General features: G+C 40.6%; 19 protein-coding genes. 6 read left to right on the forward strand and 13 right to left on the reverse strand.

Features of this window, described 5'->3' with window-relative positions; genetic code table 11:
• Positions 1-47: 47 nt before the first annotated feature.
• The 12 genes from AC5EUN_RS05265 to AC5EUN_RS05320 all read right to left on the reverse strand — a co-directional run bounded on the left by AC5EUN_RS05265 (position 48) and on the right by AC5EUN_RS05320 (position 11,983).
• A complete protein-coding gene (locus AC5EUN_RS05265; protein ID WP_029575057.1) occupies positions 48-674 on the reverse strand; it encodes a hypothetical protein in 627 nt (208 codons plus the stop codon).
• An 86-nt stretch (positions 675-760) separates the two neighbouring features.
• Entirely contained in the window at positions 761-1,456 is a 696-nt protein-coding gene (locus AC5EUN_RS05270) for a methionine ABC transporter permease (protein WP_004696373.1), read from the reverse strand.
• Positions 1,453-2,478: a methionine ABC transporter ATP-binding protein gene (locus tag AC5EUN_RS05275; RefSeq protein WP_010327054.1), complete on the reverse strand. Its 1,026-nt coding sequence runs from the start codon at positions 2,476-2,478 to the stop codon at positions 1,453-1,455. Before AC5EUN_RS05275 ends, AC5EUN_RS05270 begins: the two co-directional genes overlap by 4 nt.
• A 73-nt stretch (positions 2,479-2,551) precedes the next feature.
• The gene (locus tag AC5EUN_RS05280; RefSeq protein WP_010327053.1) at positions 2,552-3,424 is read right to left on the reverse strand and encodes a MetQ/NlpA family ABC transporter substrate-binding protein; all 873 of its coding nucleotides are present in this window, start codon (positions 3,422-3,424) and stop codon (positions 2,552-2,554) included.
• Positions 3,425-4,006: 582 nt separating this feature from the next.
• Positions 4,007-5,290, reverse strand: a complete 1,284-nt coding sequence (gene purD / locus AC5EUN_RS05285; RefSeq protein ID WP_010327052.1) for a phosphoribosylamine--glycine ligase — start codon at positions 5,288-5,290, stop codon at positions 4,007-4,009.
• Positions 5,291-5,431: 141 nt separating this feature from the next.
• Positions 5,432-7,006, reverse strand: coding sequence for a bifunctional phosphoribosylaminoimidazolecarboxamide formyltransferase/IMP cyclohydrolase (gene purH, locus AC5EUN_RS05290; protein WP_029575056.1), 1,575 nt, complete (start codon positions 7,004-7,006; stop codon positions 5,432-5,434).
• A gap of 90 nt (positions 7,007-7,096) precedes the next feature.
• Positions 7,097-7,366: a DNA-binding transcriptional regulator Fis gene (gene fis, locus AC5EUN_RS05295; RefSeq protein ID WP_001086304.1), complete on the reverse strand. Its 270-nt coding sequence runs from the start codon at positions 7,364-7,366 to the stop codon at positions 7,097-7,099.
• A 380-nt stretch (positions 7,367-7,746) separates the two neighbouring features.
• Positions 7,747-8,646: an MJ0042-type zinc finger domain-containing protein gene (locus tag AC5EUN_RS05300; protein ID WP_010327050.1), complete on the reverse strand. Its 900-nt coding sequence runs from the start codon at positions 8,644-8,646 to the stop codon at positions 7,747-7,749.
• Between the two features lie 18 nt (positions 8,647-8,664).
• Positions 8,665-9,567 carry a 50S ribosomal protein L11 methyltransferase gene (gene prmA / locus AC5EUN_RS05305; RefSeq protein WP_004696394.1) on the reverse strand — a complete coding sequence of 301 codons (903 nt, stop codon included), beginning with the start codon at positions 9,565-9,567 and terminating at the stop codon, positions 8,665-8,667.
• Between the two features lie 114 nt (positions 9,568-9,681).
• Positions 9,682-10,563, reverse strand: coding sequence for a bile acid:sodium symporter family protein (locus AC5EUN_RS05310; RefSeq protein WP_010327049.1), 882 nt, complete (start codon positions 10,561-10,563; stop codon positions 9,682-9,684).
• A 44-nt stretch (positions 10,564-10,607) separates the two neighbouring features.
• Positions 10,608-11,495 carry a bile acid:sodium symporter family protein gene (locus AC5EUN_RS05315; RefSeq protein WP_010327048.1) on the reverse strand — a complete coding sequence of 296 codons (888 nt, stop codon included), beginning with the start codon at positions 11,493-11,495 and terminating at the stop codon, positions 10,608-10,610.
• 137 nt (positions 11,496-11,632) lie between these two features.
• Positions 11,633-11,983 carry a hypothetical protein gene (locus AC5EUN_RS05320; RefSeq protein ID WP_004696401.1) on the reverse strand — a complete coding sequence of 117 codons (351 nt, stop codon included), beginning with the start codon at positions 11,981-11,983 and terminating at the stop codon, positions 11,633-11,635.
• A 253-nt stretch (positions 11,984-12,236) separates the two neighbouring features.
• On the opposite strand from AC5EUN_RS05320, the gene mnmG reads away from it, so the two are divergent.
• The 3 genes from mnmG (at position 12,237) to AC5EUN_RS05335 (ending at position 16,021) form a co-directional block, all read left to right on the forward strand.
• Entirely contained in the window at positions 12,237-14,117 is a 1,881-nt protein-coding gene (mnmG, locus tag AC5EUN_RS05325) for a tRNA uridine-5-carboxymethylaminomethyl(34) synthesis enzyme MnmG (RefSeq protein WP_010327047.1), read from the forward strand.
• 95 nt (positions 14,118-14,212) lie between these two features.
• Positions 14,213-14,749, forward strand: coding sequence for a hypothetical protein (locus AC5EUN_RS05330; RefSeq protein WP_010327046.1), 537 nt, complete (start codon positions 14,213-14,215; stop codon positions 14,747-14,749).
• Positions 14,750-14,821: 72 nt separating this feature from the next.
• On the forward strand, positions 14,822-16,021 hold the full coding sequence (locus AC5EUN_RS05335) for a tetratricopeptide repeat protein (RefSeq protein WP_010327045.1): 1,200 nt from the start codon (positions 14,822-14,824) through the stop codon (positions 16,019-16,021).
• Between the two features lie 435 nt (positions 16,022-16,456).
• On the opposite strand, the gene AC5EUN_RS05340 is transcribed toward AC5EUN_RS05335, so the two are convergent.
• Positions 16,457-17,458 carry a helix-turn-helix transcriptional regulator gene (locus tag AC5EUN_RS05340; protein WP_029575055.1) on the reverse strand — a complete coding sequence of 334 codons (1,002 nt, stop codon included), beginning with the start codon at positions 17,456-17,458 and terminating at the stop codon, positions 16,457-16,459.
• A 239-nt stretch (positions 17,459-17,697) separates the two neighbouring features.
• Here AC5EUN_RS05340 and AC5EUN_RS05345 point away from each other — a divergent pair, with 239 nt between their 5' ends.
• The 3 genes from AC5EUN_RS05345 to AC5EUN_RS05355 are packed head-to-tail and all read left to right on the forward strand — an operon-like array spanning position 17,698 to position 20,652.
• Entirely contained in the window at positions 17,698-19,248 is a 1,551-nt protein-coding gene (locus tag AC5EUN_RS05345; RefSeq protein ID WP_010327043.1) for a circularly permuted type 2 ATP-grasp protein, read from the forward strand.
• A gap of 25 nt (positions 19,249-19,273) precedes the next feature.
• The gene (locus tag AC5EUN_RS05350) at positions 19,274-19,876 is read left to right on the forward strand and encodes an alpha-E domain-containing protein (protein ID WP_010327042.1); all 603 of its coding nucleotides are present in this window, start codon (positions 19,274-19,276) and stop codon (positions 19,874-19,876) included.
• A complete protein-coding gene (locus tag AC5EUN_RS05355; protein ID WP_010327041.1) occupies positions 19,873-20,652 on the forward strand; it encodes a transglutaminase family protein in 780 nt (259 codons plus the stop codon). The genes AC5EUN_RS05350 and AC5EUN_RS05355 overlap by 4 nt, the downstream gene beginning before the upstream one ends.
• The last annotated feature ends 17 nt before the right edge of the window (positions 20,653-20,669 follow it).

The raw sequence follows: 20,669 nt of genomic DNA on the forward strand, positions 1-20,669 counted from the left end.
AAAAAAGCCAATGTCAGTCGCATTGTTTCTTGGAATAAAAGCCTTTATCAGGCCACTGCTTGCTGAAGGGCAAAATTACTTAACCGTCCATTTTTAAAACCAAAGTTGAGATAAGCTGTGTAGGGTGGGGCAAAGTCTTGGGGTTTTTTTAGAAAGGCTTTGATTTCATTGGGCTGCAAGAGCAAAACTTGGGCTTCACCTGATGCTGCCATACCTTGTGCACTGTATTTAAAGTCTTGTTTAAACTGCTGCAAAGTATAATTCGGTGTGATCTGAGTATTTTGCACGCGTATATTTTCGCCCATCGCTTGAGTGCTTTTCCAGTCAAGCCAAACACGGCCTTTGGTTTGACCGAGTTGTTTTAAACTCGCTTTGTCTTTATAGAATTTTTCAGCCTGAATCTTGGGATTATCTTCGCTAAAAATCTCAAATTTTAGGGTTTTGGGTTGGGTACTGGTAATACTGTATTCATAGTTGCCTGTACATTCGGCATATTGTTTGCTGGTTTTTCCATTCGGAGGAGCGAGTAATTGACTGACTTGATGTGCTGTCACAGGTGCATTGAGTTCAACCTGATTCACTTTTACACTGGTGACGTAGTTATAGGGATTTGAAGCTGCATGGCTGAGCATCGGCAAAAGACTTAGACTGATCAATAGAGTTGTTATTTTCATCGTTATAGCTTTTAAAAGTGTTGTTTGCCAGATTATATAAAACTTAGACCTGAAAAAAAGCTCCCAATATTGAGAGCTTAATTTTGTTAGCGTAGTTTAGACAGCCAATCGCCAACGGATTGTACAATTTGCACCATGATCAACAGCACAATCACCGTGAGGATCACGACACTGGTGTCAAAACGTTGATAACCATAAGAAATAGCAAGGTCGCCAATACCGCCTGCACCCACTGCACCAGCCATCGCTGTGGCACCAATTAAGCTAATCGTGGCTGTGGTTAAGTTTAAAATCAGTGAACTGCGTGCTTCAGGTAAAATAAACTTAAAGATGATTTGTAGCGGAGTTGCACCCATGGCTTGTGCAGATTCGATAATCCCTTCATTCACTTCAAGTAATGAAGTTTCCACCAAACGACCAATGTAAGGTCCAACATAAATGGTGAGCGGAACAATTGCAGCCCAAGTGCCAATCGATGTACCGACGATGAGTTTGGTTAAAGGTAAAACCGCAATCAGCAAAATAATAAAGGGCAGAGAGCGCAGGGCATTCACAATCGGGTTGAGGCTGTGATAAATCGCTTTATTTGGCAAAATACCATCAGGACGTGTGACCAATAAAATGATAGCTTGAATAAAGCCCCAAATACAGCCAAACAGCATTGCAAAAAACACCATATGAAATGTTTCTTGCAAAGCGGTAATAAACTGATCAATCGATAAAGAGCTTTTCCAAAAAGGTGCTGTGATTTGAGTTAACCACTGGACAATTAAATCTCTCATGCCAGCTCTCCTGATTGTTCAACAGCCACACCATGTTGTTTTAAAAACTCAACTGCTTCAGCGATCAGGCTTTCATCGCCCAAGAGCTGAACAAACATTTGTCCAATCACATTGCCATCAATTTCAATCATGTTGGCAAATAGGATATTCAGACTAATATCAAACTGCTTAATTAAGTTTTGAATTACGGTTTCGTGGGCAGAGTTACCCAGAAATTGTAAGCGGTAAATACTATGATGATGCTTATGTTCGAGGTTATTCAGAAGCTTAATAGGTAGTTGTTGATGCAAAATCGTTTGAATAAAATTCTGTGTCGTTGCATGTTGTGGACGACTAAACAGGTCCACTGTTTTTCCAGTTTCAACCACTTTACCGAGTTCCATCACGGCTACATGTGAGCAGATGCTTTGGATCACATCCATTTCATGCGTCACCATGACGATGGTAATACCTTGCTCTTGATTGATTTTTTTGAGCAAGTCTAAAACTGACTTGGTGGTTTGTGGGTCTAGTGCAGAAGTCGCTTCGTCACAAAGTAATATTTTAGGATGGTTGGCAAGCGCACGTGCAATACCGACACGTTGTTTTTGACCACCCGAGAGCTCGTCTGGATAAGCTTCTTTTTTGTGTTTGAGATCAATAAACTCAAGTAGCTCATTCAAACGTTTTTCACGTTCAGCTTTGCTATAACCTAAAAGTTTCATTGGCATTTCAATATTGGCTGCAACGGTTTTGGTTTGCAGTAAATTAAAATGCTGGAAAATCATGCCAATATTTGCACGTTCTTGACGTAATGCTTTTGCATCTAATGCAGTAAAGTCTTTCTGATTGATAATTACTTGGCCTTCGGTTGGACGTTCAAGTAAATTGATCAAACGAATGAGGGTACTTTTACCTGCACCACTATAGCCAATAACGCCAAAAATACTACCTTCTGGAATATCCAAATTGATTTGGTCCAGTGCAAGAATGGTTTGGCCTTTCAGCTGATAGTGCTTTGAAATGTTTTTAAATTGAATCATATCGTCAAAAACTACACAAAAATGAAAAAACAGGCAAAGAGACTTTGCCTGTTTCGTTGATTTGATTATATTACTATTTAGCTTGAGTAAGGTAGCTTACTGGCTTGTTCACATCAATTTTTGTGCCGCCAAAATGTTCTTGAACATATTTGCCTACTGCAGCGACATGGTAAAGCTCACCAACTTTTTTCAGTACAGGGTCGTTTTGACGCGCTTCAGCCACAGCAAGAACGTTGACGTTCATTTTCGTGGTTTGGTCGATTGGCTCATAATAAATCGCATCTTTCAATACGTTTAGACCACCTTCCATTGCAAGGGTATTACCCAAAACAATTGCATCAACTTCGTCTTTCACACGTACAGCTGTTGCCATTTGAATTGGCTTGATGACGAGAGCTTTGTTGTTTTCAACAATGTCTTTCGAAGTGCCTTTCACGAAGTCAAAGTCATTTTTTAACTTCACTAGACCCGCAGATTGTAATAATAACAATGCACGTGATTCGTTCGCACCATCATTTGGAATTGCAATCGTAGCACCATTTTTAAATTCAGCCAGAGTTTTTACTTTGCTTGAATAGATGCCCATTGGCTCTAGGTAGGTCGTTGAAAGTGGAGCAATCTTCGCTGTGTTCGCTTCGTTATATGCTACAAGGTAAGCATAAGATTGGAATGCATTGACATCGACTTCATTGTTTGCAACAGCAGTGTTCATTGCAACATAGTCAGTGAAGTTTTTAATGTCTAGCTTTAAGCCAGCTGCTTTAGTTTCTGGCAAAGTTGCAATATAGCGCCAAATGTCTGCATCAGACCCAGTCGATGCGATGGTTACTGTTTGCTCAGCTGCTGCAGTATCCGTTTTAGCCGCATCTGCTACAGGTGCTTCAGGTTTGCTACAACCCGTTAAAACAACAGATAAACCCAGCGCAATTCCTAGAATTTTTTTCATTTTTTCTTCCCGAGTAAGCACCCAAACGAGGCTTAACTTAGCTGAACAATAGAGAGATCGATTGATTTTAAATCAGGTATTCCTGATTTGATGCATATGACTGTAATGTGAGTTTTGCAAGTGTGCAATTCGATATCAGTCGAATATGTACTTTCACTTTGGAAAAGATTAACTTTTTCAACTCACTAGAAACATCTTTGCTCAATCGTTAAATTTTGCACATCATATCAACAAAGTAATATTCGATATAGAGTATAAAAGTTCAATACTTATCTTATTTAAAGATTAGTAATTTGAATTTTGTTTATAATTTTATAATGAAAACAATATATTATTTTTAATTAATCTATTTAAAAAATAATAATTTGCATAAATTTTGTTCTTTATAAGATTTTATCTAAACTAAATACAAAAAATAGATATAACGAGTATAAAGTGCAAAAAGTATGTCTCAGAATACAGGATGAATATAGCTACATCTGTAGAACTTGATTTATATTCATACGGATATATTTAAAAAAATTCGCAGCGGTTTGCAATAAAAAAACCCGCATTTAGCGGGTTTTTACGGTATGAATGTTTTTAAGTATTTTCACGCGCAATCGCACGATAACCAATATCTGTACGGTATTGCATACCCGTAAATGTGACTTGACCACAAACCTCTAAAGCATTGACTTGCGCTTCAAGTACGGTATCACCAAGAGCTGTCACACATAAAACACGACCACCTGCAGTCAAGATGCGACCGTCGGCACTCATTGTAGTGCCCGCATGGAAGATTTTTGTGTTTTCAGGAGATTGACCAAGACCAGAGATGACGTCACCTTGACGAACGGTTTCTGGGTAACCTTCTGCTGCTAGGACAATACCAATTGATTTGCGTTCATCCCATTCAGCTTCTGCTGGAAGATTACCTGCAATACCAGCTTCAACCAGATCAACCAAAGAAGATTTTAAACGCATCATAATCGGCTGAGTTTCAGGGTCACCAAAACGACAGTTGAACTCGATCACTTTTGGTTGACCTTTGTCATCAATCATCAAGCCTGCATATAAGAAACCTGTATAAACGTGACCGTCTTTTTTTATACCTTCAACGGTAGGACGCATCACTTCATTCATGGTTTTTTCAAATACGTCTGCAGTCACCACAGGAGCAGGAGAGTAAGCACCCATACCACCCGTGTTTGGACCTTGGTCGCCTTCAAAAATACGCTTATGGTCTTGAGATGTTGCCATTGGTAAGATGTTGTCGCCATCAATCATACAAATGAAAGACGCTTCTTCACCAGCAAGGAATTCTTCGATCACAACACGAGAACCAGCATCACCAAACTTGTTGCCCGCCAACATGTCATCAATCGCATCAAAAGCTTCTTGATTAGTCATGGCTACAATTACGCCTTTACCCGCAGCAAGACCATCGGCCTTGATCACGATTGGCGCGCCATTTTTTTCAACAAATGCTTTCGCTGCATCGACTTCAGTAAATACATCGTAGAACGCAGTAGGAATGTTGTGGCGTTTTAAGAAGTGCTTAGCAAAGGCTTTTGAGCCTTCTAACTGGGCAGCAAATTGAGTTGGCCCCCAAATTTGAAGCTCTGCCGCGCGGCAAGCATCCACTACACCATTTACAAGCGGTGCTTCTGGACCCACAATAATCAAATCTACTGCATTATTTTTTGCAAAGTCGATAATTGCAGCATTGTCTAAAATGTTGAGTGCAACATTTTCACATTTGTTTTCTGTTGCAGTTCCTGCATTACCTGGTGCAACAAAAACTTTTGCAACTTTTTCATCTTGCGCGATTTTCCATGCCAACGCATGTTCACGACCGCCATTACCCAAAACTAAAATGTTCATCTTACTATCCTTTTTTAATCCCTCCCAACCTCCCTTTGAAAAGGGAGGGGCATCACGAATTTAAAGAGTCCTTTAATTCATGACAAGTCCCCCTTTAAAAAGGGGGATTTAGGGGGATTTTTGAATATGAATTATTGTAAATTAATGACGGAAGTGGCGCATGCCCGTGAAGACCATTGCAATACCTGCTTCATCTGCAGCAGCAATGGTTTCTTCGTCACGCATAGAACCGCCTGGTTGGATAATACATTTAATGCCTGCTTTCGCTGCATTATCAATACCATCGCGGAATGGGAAGAATGCATCAGATGCCATTACAGCACCTTCAACCACTAAGCCTGCGTGCTCCGCTTTAATCGCAGCAATACGCGCTGAGTTAACACGGCTCATTTGACCTGCGCCTACACCAATGGTTTGACGACCTTTAGCATAAACAATGGCATTTGATTTTACGTATTTCGCAACTTTCCATGCAAAGATCAAATCATCAATCTCAGCATCCGTTGGTGCGCGTTTCGTCACGACTTTTAAATCATCTTTGGTGATCATGCCTAAGTCTTGGTCTTGAACCAATAAACCGCCATTTACGCGTTTATAGTCAAGTTGTGGCGCACGTTCATCAAGTGCCGGTAATTCACCACAAACGAGAACACGAACATTTTTCTTCGCGCCAGTGACTTCAAGTACGCCTTCAGCAATGCTTGGTGCAATGATCACTTCCACAAACTGGCGGTCAACAATCGCTTGTGCAGTTGCAACATCTAATTCACGGTTGAATGCAATGATACCGCCAAAAGCTGATTCAGGATCTGTCGCATAAGCCAAGTCATATGCCGCTTGAATACCATCTAAAGACACAGCAACGCCACATGGGTTTGCGTGTTTAACGATGACACAAGCAGGTTTTGCAAATGATTTCACACATTCAAGTGCGGCATCTGTGTCTGCAATGTTGTTATAAGAAAGTTCTTTACCTTGAAGTTGTTTCGCTGTTGAAACAGATGCTTCAGTTGCTGTACTTTCTACATAGAATGCTGCTGACTGATGCGGGTTTTCACCATAACGCAAGTCTTGAGCTTTATTTAATTGTGTATTAAAGGTACGTGCGAACTTGTCTGCTTGACCTTCTTCTTTGCCTACGCGAGCGCCTAGGTAAGAAGCAATCATGCCATCATATTGTGCTGTATGTTCAAATGCTTTAACGGCTAAGTCAAAACGAGTTTCGTAAGACAAAGCACCATTTGCTTTTAGCTCAGCAATAACAGTGTCATAGTCTGTAGCATTGACCACAATACCGACAGAAGCATGGTTTTTCGCAGCAGCACGCACCATGGTTGGGCCGCCGATGTCGATATTTTCAATCGCATCTGCAAGTGAGCAGTTCGGTTTAGCGACAGTTGCAGCAAATGGATAAAGGTTCACAACCACAAGATCGATCGCATCAATATTGTGTTCAGCCATCACAGCTTCGTCTAGACCGCGACGAGCTAAGATACCACCATGAATTTTCGGGTGTAGCGTTTTTACACGACCATCCATCATTTCTGGGAAACCCGTATGCTCTGAAACTTCAACTACAGCGATATTGTTGTCTTTTAACAACTTATATGTACCGCCAGTAGATAAAATTTCTACCCCTAGAGCAACAAGGTTTTGAGCGAACTCTACAATGCCAGTTTTATCGGAAACAGAGATTAAAGCGCGTTTAATGGTCATGATCTTCGTCACAGTTATCAAGAATTAAAACAAAAAGTCAAAAATAGCAGGTAAAAAAAATGCCCGCGGAAGCCGCAAGCATTTTATCATTTATTCACTCATTAAACCGTGAGCTTTTAACTTTTTACGTAAAGTTCCACGGTTAAGTCCTAGAATCTCCGCAGCACGTGTTTGGTTACCGCGGGTATATTCTAAAACTACAGATAGAAGAGGTTTCTCCATTTCTGCCAGCACCATGTCGTAGACCTGAGATGGTTGCTCGCCTTGCAGTTGTGCAAAATAGTGGCGAACTGCGCGATCTACGTGAATACGAAGAGCGACATCAGACTGTGCAGTAAAAATAGGAGATTTGCTATTCATGCGAAGTAATCCGAAAAATCTATATATCACTTGGGTAAAGTGACATATATAAAGTGGTCTAAAATTAAAATGAACTTCGTTTTAGATCCTAAAACGACTAGTTCTAAAACTGTACATTTAGCATGCCACAATATCGCTAAGTTGGTCGAAATATAAGCGTAACAATAGTTAAATATTTGTTACCGACCTTTTTTTAACAAAAAAATCTGCTCAATACGCGATATTTCGATAACGCGCATTTTTGCTGATGTTCTATTTGTATTAAAAGACTGAGGAGATTGCAGCACTAAGCTTTTGTGGCGCGTATCATACCATTGTCTAAGAAAAAGTGAGCAAGAAAACTGCATTTTTTTTCACTTTTTTTACATTTTTTTTAAATTTTAGGGCTGGACTATTTCTAAACTGTAATGATTGAAGCTTTTACGGCTAACTGGCAGGCTAAATTTGAATTTGAACGGACTATTTTTAGGAATTCGTTTGATTCCAACGAGACTATCAATCAAATATTCATTTGCATGTAGTTGATAGGTTGAATCGACTTCACCATCCACTTTTAAAATGACCTTAAGATCTGGTAGGGGAAGACTGGTGTCATGATAATTGATCAGTTCACCTGAAAATTGAGTTTTCTGTGCGTCTACACGTTTTACTTTTAATTTATTAATGCTGATCAGACTGTAACGTTCTTGTAGGCTGCTACAGTTCAGTACGAGACAAATTTTATTATAGGTTGCACCTAATGCGGGGCTGTTATTGAGGATATGTGGGTTAAACCATAAGTATTGGAAACACAATAAAGCCAATAAGCTGAAGTTAATCATACCCCAAAGCATATAGTACATCGGGCTTTTTTGCGGTTTCGCTGGATTGTTGTCTGCCAAATTCATGGCAGGATAGTTACCAATCGGGTCGGTACTAAAATAGTTTAAATTGTTTAAATAAGTTTTGAGGTCAATGTTGGAGTGCTCAACTTTCAGGTTGAAAATATCAAGCAAATTTGATGTCGACATTGAAAGTGCAGCAGATTGTGATAAATCAAAATGAATGCTGTCTATACGAGGAGAGGAAAATGCTGAATTTGAAGACATGCTCATGTCATTCTGATTCGACGATCTTTCCTCACCTGTGTCAAAAGTATGACCCGTGGTTAAATGCGAGAGCGCATTAAAGGTCATCGAACACTTTGGGCAACAAACCATACCTTGCGCAACAGTGAGTTGTGCAACACTTACTTTGTAGATGGTTAGGCATTTAGGGCAAGAGGTTTGTTTGTCGCTCATAGTGTATTAAGAGTTCATTTAAAGGGTGTGGCGTTTACCCGAGATTCGGCACCAGTTTTCATCACGTTTCTCGACCTCTAATATATCAAAAAACTCAGAATAAACACTAGAAACATCAGAAACTTGCTCTTCAATTACACCTGCAAGTGCGAACTCTCCCTCAGATTTGACCAAAGTTGCGAATTCTGGCGCTAACATCATAAGCGGGCCTGCCAAAATATTTGCAACAAAGACATCTGCTTTTTGGTCAGCCAGCTCTAAATTGAACTCGTCTGGTAAGCCGACATAAAGGTTCTCAGCCACGCCATTGAGTGCCGCATTTTGTTCAGTGGCTAAAATTGCTTGTGGATCAATATCTGTCGCATAGACTTTTTTTGCACCTAGGAGTAGAGCAGCAACCCCTAAAATACCTGAACCGCAACCATAGTCGATCACGATTTTATCTTTAACATCAGTTTTACCTAACCACTGCAGGCAAAGAAAAGTAGATGCATGGTTCCCCGTACCAAACGCTAAGCCTGGATCAAGTTTAATGTTCACTGCATCCGGTTCTGGTGCTTCCATCCATTCAGGAACGATCCAGTATTTGTCTGCAATTTGAATTGGTTCGTAGGCATCCATCCATGTGCGTTCCCATTCTTGGTCTTCAAGAAATTCGCTACGCATCGGTGCATCAGGCATTTGAGTGCGAATAAACGTTTCTAATGCATTGACATCAATTTCTTCGTCGTCTTCTTGCGCATAGATACCTGTCACAATGACTTTATTCCAAAGTGGCGTTTCACCTGGAAGTGGTTCAAGTAAGTCTTGGTTTTCTGCATCATCTAATGTGACACTGACTGCACCCAAAGATTCTAAAAGGGTTTCAGTAAAATCGACTTGCGCTTGATCAACCGTAATATGAATTTGTAACCACTTCACAGGAATAACCTAATATTTATGTATAAATAAATATTGTAGCGGAACAGGGGGCAGTTCGACAGCATTCCTCAAAATAAAAAAGGATGCCGAAGCATCCTTAGATCTACACCTGTTCTAGGCTTGTTCTGTACTGGTTTGAACCGATGGGGCAAAACGGTTGAGTAATGTCCCAAAGATGGCAGCAAAGATATACATAAAAATAGAATAGACCGCTGCAGGCATGGCAATGGTGGTACTGGCCATCACGGTGAGTGCAATGGTCATGGCAAGGGTGCTGTTATGAATGCCAATTTCAAAGGCACAAGCCCGTGCTTGAGCACTGTTGATCCCCAGTAGTCTCGGTACAAAATAACCAATCATTAAACTACAAATACAGAAAATGACGGTGGCTAAACCGACCTGAGTCAGATACTCCAGAATATGTGCGCGTTCTTTGGCTATTGCTCCAACAATGATTAAGACCAAAAATACAACAGAAAAAATACGCAATGGCTTATTCAGCTTCTTGGTAAAAGAAGGTGCATAGTGGCGAATCAACATACCAATACAGACGGGGATAAGAATAATCGAGAATACCTGCAAGATTTTACTAAACTGCATACTGACGTGTTGTCCATCCTGCATAAAGTACTGAATGGCAAAGTTGACAATTAGCGGCAAGGTAAACGCTGCAATAACGGAGTTAATTGCGGTTAAAGTAATATTGAGCGCAATATCACCTTTAAACAAATAGCTAAATAAGTTTGCAGTACTACCACCTGGAGAAGCTGCTAAGAGCATTAAGCCGACGGCAAGCAGTGGCGGTAAGTTGAGTACTTTGCAAATTACAAAGGCAATCCCAACAAGAAGTACCAACTGACAAAATAAAGCAACCAATACTGCTTTGGGATGTTTGCTGACGCGTGCAAAATCCTTCGGGGTTAACTCTAAGCCCAAACCAATCATGATGATGGCAAGAGCTAGGGGTAACATAATCGTTATAATTCCTGAATCCATAGGTGTATATTCTCCTTAAAATTATATAAATCATGACCGTGAAATTATTCAGCTGCGGTCTCTTTCTTCAAAAATAAACTGTCATTTCTTCGCGAGATTAATAGGCCCAATAACGCAGCAAATACAAACATGAAAATAGAATAAATACCGGCAGGAATAGCCATGGCGGTGTTGCCTAAGACTGACAGGGCAACCGTAATGGCAAGTGCGGTGTTGTGAATGGTGATCTCAAAAGAGCAGGTTAAGGCTTGTTTTTCTGGAATATTGGCAAGATGTGGCACAAAAAAACCAATAAACATGCTACAGAAGCAGAATAAGGCTACGGCAGGCCCAATCTCAAACACATATTCAACAAAATTATGTCGCTCTAAGTACAGTGCGAGAAAAAAGATAAAAAGAAGACAGCTTGCAGACAAAATACGCATTGGGCGGTTTAATTTGTCGGCAAGTTTTGGAAAGTAATAACGTAAAAACATGCCCATACTGACTGGAAGTAGAGTGATGAAAAATACCTTCATCATTTTCATGGCCGGCATGTCAACGGGTTGTGATGTTTGTAGAAAGTACATCAGTGAAAAATTAATAATAAAAGGAAGGGTCAGTGTTGAAATGATGGAGTTCGTGGCTGTAAGAGTAATGTTGAGCGCAACATCACCTTTAAATAAATAGGTCAATAGATTTGACGTTGGTCCGCCCGGTGAGGCTGCAACGAGCATCAAACCAATCGCGAAAATAGGCGCTAAATTTAAAAATTGACAAATCAGGAACGCAATGCCCACCAGCAGTACCAACTGTGAAAATAACGCGATGAAAATGACTTTGGGGTGTAGTGTGAGGCGATAAAAATCAGCTGGGCGTAGGTGTAAACCAAGACCCATCATCATTAATGCCAAAGTCAAAGGCAAAAAAACTGTAAACAATTCCGAATCCATGGAATACCTTTTTTATTCGTTTTTATCTTTTGTGTTTTTGAGTGTATACAGAATTCAATAATTTACAAGGTAGAAAAAAGGGCAAAAAATGGACTATTTTTTACCCTCAATACAGCATGAACTTTAAGTTGTTTTGCTTACATTCTTGGTTTAGGTGCTACAAAACCAAGGGCACATTTGCCTTTGATTTCTTTACCTTCGATATTGATTGATGTCGCTTTTGAGTCGCCTTGGCAAATGCTGGCTAACTCAGCTTCATCACCATGAATATTGGCATTTTTTGAGCTTGGGAAAAATTGAGGTTCACAGGTACCATTCCAAATAATGCCTCGATAGGCAAAACTAACCGCTGTTCCTTGTGACTTACCTTTACAGACTTGTTGATAACGTTGACTATCATAGACCTTTTCAACTTTGTCGTTGGCTGATACAAAAGGCGAAAAAAATAAACCGCAGAGAATGGATGAAAAAAGAATCTTCTTATTCATAATGCTTACCTTTGGTTGTTGTATGATCAACTTATAGGATAAAAAATGATCAAATTAATACAAGGCTTTTCAGGTAACAAAACGCATCCTTTGTTGAGTTTTTGCTACTACTCTGCAAGTAAAATTACATAAACCTAGCGCTGGCGCAGTAAGCACAGCACCGTATATACAATAAATTCCACGGAATCTGTCAACTTACAATCGAAAATTTGCTATAATCTTTCGTTATCATTTTTTAATCTCCTTTACCACTATGCATTATCCTAAAGTTTACGATGTCATTGTTATCGGCGGCGGTCACGCAGGTACAGAAGCAGCATTGGCTGCGGCACGTATGGGGCGACAGACTTTACTCTTAACTCATAATATTGAGACTTTAGGGCAGATGAGCTGTAATCCAGCAATTGGTGGTATTGGTAAATCGCATTTGGTGCGTGAAATTGATGCCTTGGGCGGTGCAATGGCATTGGCTGCCGATAAAGGTGGTATTCAGTTCCGTATCCTAAACTCACGTAAAGGTGCAGCCGTTCGTGCAACACGTGCACAGGCAGACCGTATTCGCTATAAAGCCGCGATTCGTGACACTTTAGAAAACCAAGCAAATCTCGATATTTTCCAACAAGCCGCAGACGACCTGATTGTTGAGGGTGATACTGTAAAGGGCGTTGTAACTCAAACGGGTATTCGCTTTGATGCGAAAACAGTTGTACTCACCGCAGGGACGTTCTTGGGTGGTGTAATCCACGTTGGTCTTGAAAAATCAAGTGGCGGCCGTGCAGGTGATCCACCTTCAATTTCACTGGCACACCGTTTACGTGAATTGAATTTGCCAGTGGGTCGTTTAAAGACAGGTACGCCACCACGTATTGATGCGCGTTCGGTTGATTTTTCTGTGATGATTCCACAGCCGGGTGACTTCCCATCACCGACTATGTCATTCATGGGTGATGCATCTATGCACCCTGAACAAGTGAATTGTTATATTACCCATACCAATGAAAAAACCCATGACATCATCCGCGGCGGTTTAGACCGTTCACCGATGTACACTGGTGTTATTGAAGGTGTGGGGCCACGTTACTGCCCATCCATTGAAGACAAAATTCACCGTTTTGCAGATAAAGACTCACACCAAGTATTCTTAGAGCCTGAAGGTCTAGATACACATGAGCTTTATCCAAATGGTATTTCAACTTCACTTCCGTTTGATGTGCAGTTTGAGCTGGTTCGTTCAATTCGCGGGATGGAAAATGCGCACATTTTACGTCCGGGCTATGCTATCGAGTACGATTATTTCAACCCGCAAGCATTGAAGTTTACTTTAGAAACCAAAGCCATTAATAACTTGTACTTTGCTGGTCAAATTAATGGTACGACAGGTTATGAAGAGGCAGGTGCACAAGGCTTGCTTGCAGGCTTAAACGCTGCGCGTCGTGCGTGGGATCAAGAGCAATGGACACCAAAACGTGATGAAGCCTATATGGGTGTATTGGTAGATGACTTGATTACGCTCGGTACGAAAGAACCGTACCGTATGTTTACTTCACGTGCCGAATATCGTTTGATGCTACGTGAAGACAATGCGGATCAACGTTTAACGCCAGTGGGTCGTGAAATGGGCTTGGTGGATGATGTGCGTTGGGCAGCTTACTGTGAAAAAATGGAAGCCGTTGAACAAGAAACTGGTCGCTTACAACACCTTTGGGCTGCACCAAATAACCCGATGGGTAAAAAGTTTGTCGAAATGACAGGTGCGGATTTATCGAAAGAGTGTTCTGCGATTGATTTGTTAAAACGTCCGAATATTTCATTTGCTCAAATTGCGGAACTCACAGGTTCAGAAGTGTCTGCACAAGTGGGCGATCAAATTGAAATCGCGGTGAAATATGCAGGTTATATTAACCGTCAGCATGAAGACGTTGCGCAAATGAAGCGTTTGGAAGAAACTAAAATTCCAGCCGATTTTAATTATGATGTGGTTTCAGGTTTATCTCGTGAAATTACTTTAAAATTGAAAGATGTACGTCCTGAGACATTGGCTCAAGCAAATCGTATTCCGGGGGTAACACCTGCAGCAGTGCAATTGATCATGATTACGATCCGTAAAAATACACAAGCGAAAAAATCTGCTTAATCTTTGAAAGTTATTGAAAAAGTCCGCTTTATGCGGGCTTTTTTTTTGGGTAAAATCTGCGCAGGGGTAATATACAATAAAAAATAAGGTGAATTATGTCATTACATTATAAAAGCGGAGAAGAGATTCGCGCGGGTGATGTGGTTATCTGGCTCAATCAAAGTGGTGAGTTTTATCAATTTGATCAAGCCATTATGAAAGTTTGGGAGGTTGCTAAAACCAATAATGGTGAGGTGGTTGGAGTGAATTTAATGCCACCACAAGCTGAATCTCCTATGCAGATGCTGAGAGCTTTAGTCCGACCCGAAGATCCTGAGCCATCTTCTGACATTGTGAAAATGCAAGATGTTCCGGGACTCTATACCATTACACGATGGTTTCTACCCTTGGAGCAAGTGTCTAAAAGTTTGGGATTGATTGAACGAATTGAGTATTTCTCTGAGCATGAAACTGGACATGGAGCGTTAATCCTTCAATTAATTAGAGGTAAAGCCGAGCAATATCGGGGTATTTATCAATATTATTTGGCAGATCAAGCCTACCAAGAGCGTGAGTTTCAGCTCTATATTGATTTCCTACGTCAATCCGCTCAGTCGGGTTATACCCCTGCGATGTGTCAGTTAGCACAGTAATTATTCATTGGTGGAATTTTACAAAAAAGTCTGGAAGGAAGTTTTAACTGGTATCGAGAAGCCGCATCCAAAATGGATAGCATTGCGCTATATCAGTTGGCGGGATGTTATGCACGAGGTCAAGGCACTGAACAAGATTTACAAAAAAGTTTGCAGCTCTTGGAGCAGTCCTCCGAACAGGGTTGTTGGGCAGCCACATTGGGGTTGGCGGCTAATTATCGTTTTGGTTGGTTAACCTGTTTCTTGGTAAATTCAGTTTATCCAAATTATGGTGTTGTGAGCGAACATGTGATTCACTCGGCACGAGCATTCTATTTGTATCATCGAATCTCATCACAAGCGCCTGAAACTGAAAAAGCTGTTTTAGCAAATGCTTATTATCATTTAGGCTGGATGTATCAAGATGGTATCGGGACAAAGCGAGACTACGAACAATGTGTCTATTGGTATCAAAAATCTGCTGATCTGGGTAATCCCGTTGCGATCAATAATTTAGCGGATAAGTATGAGCAAGGTTTAGGTGTACCGCTGGACCTAGATATGGCAATTGGACTGTATCAACAAGTAGTAGGTCAGGTCATAGCGGCAGATTTAAGTTTGGGCCGTATGTATTTAGAGGGGCGAGGTGTTGAGCAAGACTTCGAATTGGCTCGAAAACATTTAAATGTCGTACTGGATGCGCGTATCAGTGGGATAGATGAGATGCAGGCAGAAGCAATGCAATTAATCGCATCCTTTACCGAAGAAAGTCCACTGCAACAGGCTCAACATGTTCTCAAAAATGCACGGGACTACTCAATTGATCAGATTAATGAACAAATCCGAAAGATTGATTCATTTCTGCATATGGATGAAGCCAAACAACTATTCTTCAAACTATTTTTACTGAATGCCCAAAAAGGTGAGGCATCTTCACAATATCAAGTGGGATATTGGTATTTAAATGGCTTGTACACTGAGAAAAGTTTGGAAGAAGCCGTATATTGGATTCAAAAAGCGGCTGATCAGAAAGACCAACATGCGGAATGTAAAATTGGCTATTTGTATGAAAAAGGGCTCTATTTTAATGCCGATTTAGACGTTGCACAAAAATGGTATGAGCGCTCATTACGAAAACCTTGTACATCGTATACGCCTGAATATATCGGAGAGCAGTTGAATCCTGAATATTTAAAAATGTATGACAGAATCAATAATGAAGCACTCAAGGGATTGGTGCGTATTGAAGAAAAGCGGCCTAAACGTAGCAAGTGGCAATTTTGGAAGAAATAAAAGCGGATGATTTGTAACGATTACTGCCGAAAGGTTCTTGCAATCCATATTGGAAATGCAAGGGTCTAATCATAAGCCTGCTGACCATAAGGCTGGCTTTTTGTTTTGAAAGATAAACAAAGCAAAAGAGTTGTTTAAGATAAAAACAGATAAAAATAGCCAATCATGTTATTTCACAAAAGTATCGCCATATTTTAAATTGATTCTACGTTCTTAACATGAGGTCAACACTATGACGATGAAATCGATCCGTTTTAACAGTGGAGAGCTTGCATGCCAATGCTAGTTTGTATCAATCACCAAAAACAGCACACTTATCTTGGTTTAGGGGAGGCATTAAACCAAGATGAGCAATGAAAACGACAAACCCAAGCAATTCAAATATCTAATACCAAAAAGACTGTAAAGCCCCGAATACTTGGGGCTTTTTTTATTTTAGTCGGTGATGGTCTGATTAACTGCATCACGAACTTCTTTGGGTTCAATGTGGCTAATCTTATGACCAAAACTACGTAACCACCACACCAGTTGATTGGTAAAAGGGACGGTCGCATGAACCAAGATTTGCCCATTTCCAAGCGGTTCTAAAACCTGATTGGTACTGAGTTTGGTTTCTTCCAAATACAGCGCATCTATTTCATTCATGGTCAGGGTAAGTGCAACGGTTTCTGTAGGTTTTGAAAAATCTACACGGAAACCTAATGCACCTGATTCGATGTATTCATCGATATCAAAATTGACTGGGTGTAAGGCACGAGTGTTTAAAACCGTCGCTGATTTGAAACGGTGCAGTGCAAAGGTTTGAATATCAGTTTTGTCGTGGCGGGTACAAATCAGATAAATAATTGCACCTTTTTGAACCAGTGCCAGAGGGTTGAGGGTATAGGTTTTTGCTTCAGCCGCTTGGTTTAAGCCTTGATAAACGCATTCCAGCTGTTTGTCTTGGAGTAGTCCTTCATAGATGGCTTGTTGTGCTGTTTTCTCCACAATCGGGGGAATCAGCGGTTGTGTCGCAGGGACAATGCGTACGCGGTTAATCCATTGGCGCACATTATTTTGGGTAGAGAGGCTACGACGTGCTAAGTCAAACCATGGATTCATTTCTTCAATTAAGCTTGGAGGAAGAAGATGTTTAAGGTGTTCTTCAACCATCATAAACGTCACCGCTTGAGAGCTGGTCATGTGCGGTAAGCTTTGAATTGGAGCATCAGAACGCCAACGCCAACCTTGAGGCACAGCCCCATTGTTTTCAATCGGGAAGCGTTGAGAGATTTGGTTTAAATCACGTTGAATGGTTCGCAAAGTAATATCGATGCCTTCACGTTGTAAAATCTCTTGCAGCTCTCGAGTCCCCATCCATTTTCCAGTGGAAAGGCGAGACAAAATTTGCCATTGGCGATAGAGACTATTGGACGTTTCTTTTTCTTGTATAGACATAGTTTAATAAAATATAGGAGTCGAAATTACTTACTTGAATGTGAACACAATAAGAAAACTCATTCGTTTAAGCAAGCTTTGCTTGAAATTTTTCAGTTATATTTTTTGACACAACTTAATGCGAAATAGAATTGAAGCAATGCGTTTTTTATCGATTAATAAACAAAGCATCTTTAGAAATCCATGGCATAGATATTGCTACGTATGGGTTACATATCGATAACAATTGAGAGGTTTGTATGTTTAAAGAAGATAAAGATACAAATGTAAATACGATGTTGGACGGATATAAGCTTAACTCTCCTGTATTAAATCCGATTCACTCTCATGATCGTCTATCGAGCCAGTCTGCTGGATTGTTTCATCAAATGACCTCGAATTTCTTTAATGAAATGACAGATGACCAAGCGATGTCTGGTGAGGCTTGTACGCGTATTGAGCACTGGTTGTCACAGCATAGTGTAGAAGAACTCGAAGAACTGAACCAAATTGCCAAACAGCATTTTTTATATGAAGGTATTACGTTTACTGTATATGGTGAATCTGAGGGCATTGAGCGCACCATTCCTTATGATTTAATTCCACGTGTGATCGCCAAACAACAATGGAATAAAATCTCCCTTGGCTCTGCACAACGTGTGCGAGCTTTAAATCTATTTTTACATGATATTTACCATCAACAAGACATTCTCAAAGCGAAAATTATTCCAGAACTGCAAGTGTTGACGCATGAGGCTTATCAACCGCATATGTATGAGCACCGTTTAAAAGGTCAGATTTATAGCCAAATTAGTGGAATTGATATTATCCGTGATGGGCAGGGTGAGTTTTATGTACTCGAAGATAATTTAAGAACGCCATCGGGCGTATCTTATATGCTTGAAAGTCGTAAGATTAGTGAAAAACTTATGCCTGATTTGATGCAGAAGAACCATATTTTAGGCATAGAACAATACCCACAATTACTAAAAGAAATCTTGGCTGAAAATGCTTATGTCGATCAGCCTTTCATCGTGGTGTTGACACCGGGACGTTTTAATAGTGCCTATTATGAACATGCTTTTTTAGCCCGTGAAATGGATGTGCCTTTGGTGACATCACGCGATTTATTTGTAGAACATGATAAGGTCTATGTCAAAACCATTCGTGGCCGTCAACGAGTAGATGTAATTTACCGCCGTTTGGATGATGCATACCTTGACCCGCTGTGCTTTATGCCGAATAGCACTTTAGGTGTCGCAGGGTTGATGTCGGCTTATTTGAGTCATAACGTGGTTATTGCGAATGCACCAGGCACAGGGGTTGCGGATGATAAATCGATTTATCCTTATGTCGATAAAATGATTCAGTTTTATTTAGGTGAAAAACCTATCTTAAAAAATGTTCCGACATATCAATGCCGTAACAAGCAAGATTTGGCTTATGTACTGGAGAACCTTGAGCAGTTAGTGGTCAAAGAGGCGCAAGGTTCGGGTGGGTATGGTATGCTGATTGGACCGCAAGCCTGTAAAAGCCAAATTGAGCAATTTAGAGATAAGCTCATGGCGACGCCGCATTTATATATTGCCCAGCCCACATTAGAACTTTCTGTCAGTCCAACCATGACTGAATCGGGTGTGTCTGAGCGTCATATTGACCTTAGACCGTTTGTGCTCAGTTCACCGTATCGTACCGAAATTGTCCCTGGCGGTTTAACACGTGTTGCGATGAAAGAAGGTTCGTTGGTGGTCAACTCATCCCAAGGAGGAGGAATTAAAGACACTTGGGTCGTGGAAAACTTACATTCATAAAATAAACAAATATGAGGGTAGAACTATGATTTTATTAAGCACCAATGCTGAAAATATTTTTTGGTTAGGGCGTTATTTAACACGTACTCAATATTTGTGTGCTCAGTTTCCTTTTACCCAAGACCAGCCTGCAATGGATTATGCGCATGCATTTTGTTTGCCTGCTTTTGATGCGTGCTCACTGAATGAGCTGATTTTAAACCCAAACAACCCTGCTTCATTTAACCAGCAATTTCAAAGTGCTAAGAGTAATGTACAAGACTTGCGCGGGATTTTATCTGCAAAGGCCTACGCGGAACTGAATCAATTTATCAAAAATGCCACTGAAAACACCGCCTATATTTGTGATGTGGTTGGAGAGTGTCAGGATGTACTTGAGTCTGAAGCCAGTGATGTCTTTTTATTCTTTAGTTTGGGGCAAATGATTGAGCAGCTCGACCGTCAAATCCGCCTGAAACAAGATGCACAAAATACTTTAGTTGAAATAGAAAACATCGTTATGTTGTTAAAAGAAATGGGCTGGCTAAATTTGGCACAAGCTTGGCTAGAGCTCAAATCACAACCTGATGCGATGAGTTTTTATCATTTTAGTGATTATATTCAACAATTGTTTGAGGTTGATGTATGAAACTTATGATCAATCACCAAACGCATTATCAATATAGTGAATTGGCCCTGAACAGCATTCAATATATCAAAATGACACCCACGAATAATTCGCACCAAAAGGTATGTCACTGGCATGTGAGTGTGCCAGGAGAGCGTGAAGAAAAACGGGATGCCTTCCAAAATATTTGGATTACTAGTTCGCAACGTGAAGCCTATCAACAGCTGACCATAATGGCACAGGGCATTGTTGAAATTAATAGCTTGGCAGAACATGGTATACAAGATCGGCTGAATCCCAATTTATTTTTACAGCCGACGCTCAATACCCAGTGCAATGCTGAAATGAAGGCATTTGCACATCAGTATGTGCCTGAGTTGAATCGGGAAAATTTGATGAAACTGTCAGAAGCAGTTTTAGTGCATATTCCTTATGTACCTGCCGAAACTTCGGTGTTAACTTCGGCAATTGATGCATTCAATGGGCAACAAGGTGTATGTCAGGACCATAGTCATGTTTTTATTGCTATGTGCAAGCATCTGGGCTTACCGGTACGTTATGTATCGGGGTATTTGCATGTGCCTGAAACTTCACACCTCGCCAGTCACGCGTGGGCCGAGGTATATATTGATGATGCATGGTATTGTTTTGATACCAGTAATCAATTATTCAAACCACAGTCACATATCTATGTAGCTATTGGGCGCGATTATTGGGATGTGGCTCCCGTTCGTGGCGTACGTGAAAAAGGTGGGGTGGAATCGATGCATTCCATGGTACAAGTTTTAAGTTGTTAAGGTTTAGCTGAAAAAGG

Source organism: Acinetobacter sp. CAU_H_S170_2 (genome assembly GCF_058890445.1).

Bases quoted from the DNA above. Each gene is read 5' to 3' on its own strand.
- AC5EUN_RS05265 (WP_029575057.1), bottom strand. From the start codon at position 674: ATGAAAATAACAACTCTATTGATCAGTCTAAGTCTTTTGCCGATGCTC.
- AC5EUN_RS05270 (WP_004696373.1), bottom strand. From the start codon at position 1,456: ATGAGAGATTTAATTGTCCAGTGGTTAACTCAAATCACAGCACCTTTT.
- AC5EUN_RS05275 (WP_010327054.1), bottom strand. From the start codon at position 2,478: ATGATTCAATTTAAAAACATTTCAAAGCACTATCAGCTGAAAGGCCAA.
- AC5EUN_RS05280 (WP_010327053.1), bottom strand. From the start codon at position 3,424: ATGAAAAAAATTCTAGGAATTGCGCTGGGTTTATCTGTTGTTTTAACG.
- purD (WP_010327052.1), bottom strand. From the start codon at position 5,290: ATGAACATTTTAGTTTTGGGTAATGGCGGTCGTGAACATGCGTTGGCA.
- purH (WP_029575056.1), bottom strand. From the start codon at position 7,006: ATGACCATTAAACGCGCTTTAATCTCTGTTTCCGATAAAACTGGCATT.
- fis (WP_001086304.1), bottom strand. From the start codon at position 7,366: ATGAATAGCAAATCTCCTATTTTTACTGCACAGTCTGATGTCGCTCTT.
- AC5EUN_RS05300 (WP_010327050.1), bottom strand. From the start codon at position 8,646: ATGAGCGACAAACAAACCTCTTGCCCTAAATGCCTAACCATCTACAAA.
- AC5EUN_RS05310 (WP_010327049.1), bottom strand. From the start codon at position 10,563: ATGGATTCAGGAATTATAACGATTATGTTACCCCTAGCTCTTGCCATC.
- AC5EUN_RS05315 (WP_010327048.1), bottom strand. From the start codon at position 11,495: ATGGATTCGGAATTGTTTACAGTTTTTTTGCCTTTGACTTTGGCATTA.
- AC5EUN_RS05320 (WP_004696401.1), bottom strand. From the start codon at position 11,983: ATGAATAAGAAGATTCTTTTTTCATCCATTCTCTGCGGTTTATTTTTT.
- mnmG (WP_010327047.1), top strand. From the start codon at position 12,237: ATGCATTATCCTAAAGTTTACGATGTCATTGTTATCGGCGGCGGTCAC.
- AC5EUN_RS05330 (WP_010327046.1), top strand. From the start codon at position 14,213: ATGTCATTACATTATAAAAGCGGAGAAGAGATTCGCGCGGGTGATGTG.
- AC5EUN_RS05335 (WP_010327045.1), top strand. From the start codon at position 14,822: ATGGATAGCATTGCGCTATATCAGTTGGCGGGATGTTATGCACGAGGT.
- AC5EUN_RS05340 (WP_029575055.1), bottom strand. From the start codon at position 17,458: ATGTCTATACAAGAAAAAGAAACGTCCAATAGTCTCTATCGCCAATGG.
- AC5EUN_RS05345 (WP_010327043.1), top strand. From the start codon at position 17,698: ATGTTTAAAGAAGATAAAGATACAAATGTAAATACGATGTTGGACGGA.
- AC5EUN_RS05350 (WP_010327042.1), top strand. From the start codon at position 19,274: ATGATTTTATTAAGCACCAATGCTGAAAATATTTTTTGGTTAGGGCGT.
- AC5EUN_RS05355 (WP_010327041.1), top strand. From the start codon at position 19,873: ATGAAACTTATGATCAATCACCAAACGCATTATCAATATAGTGAATTG.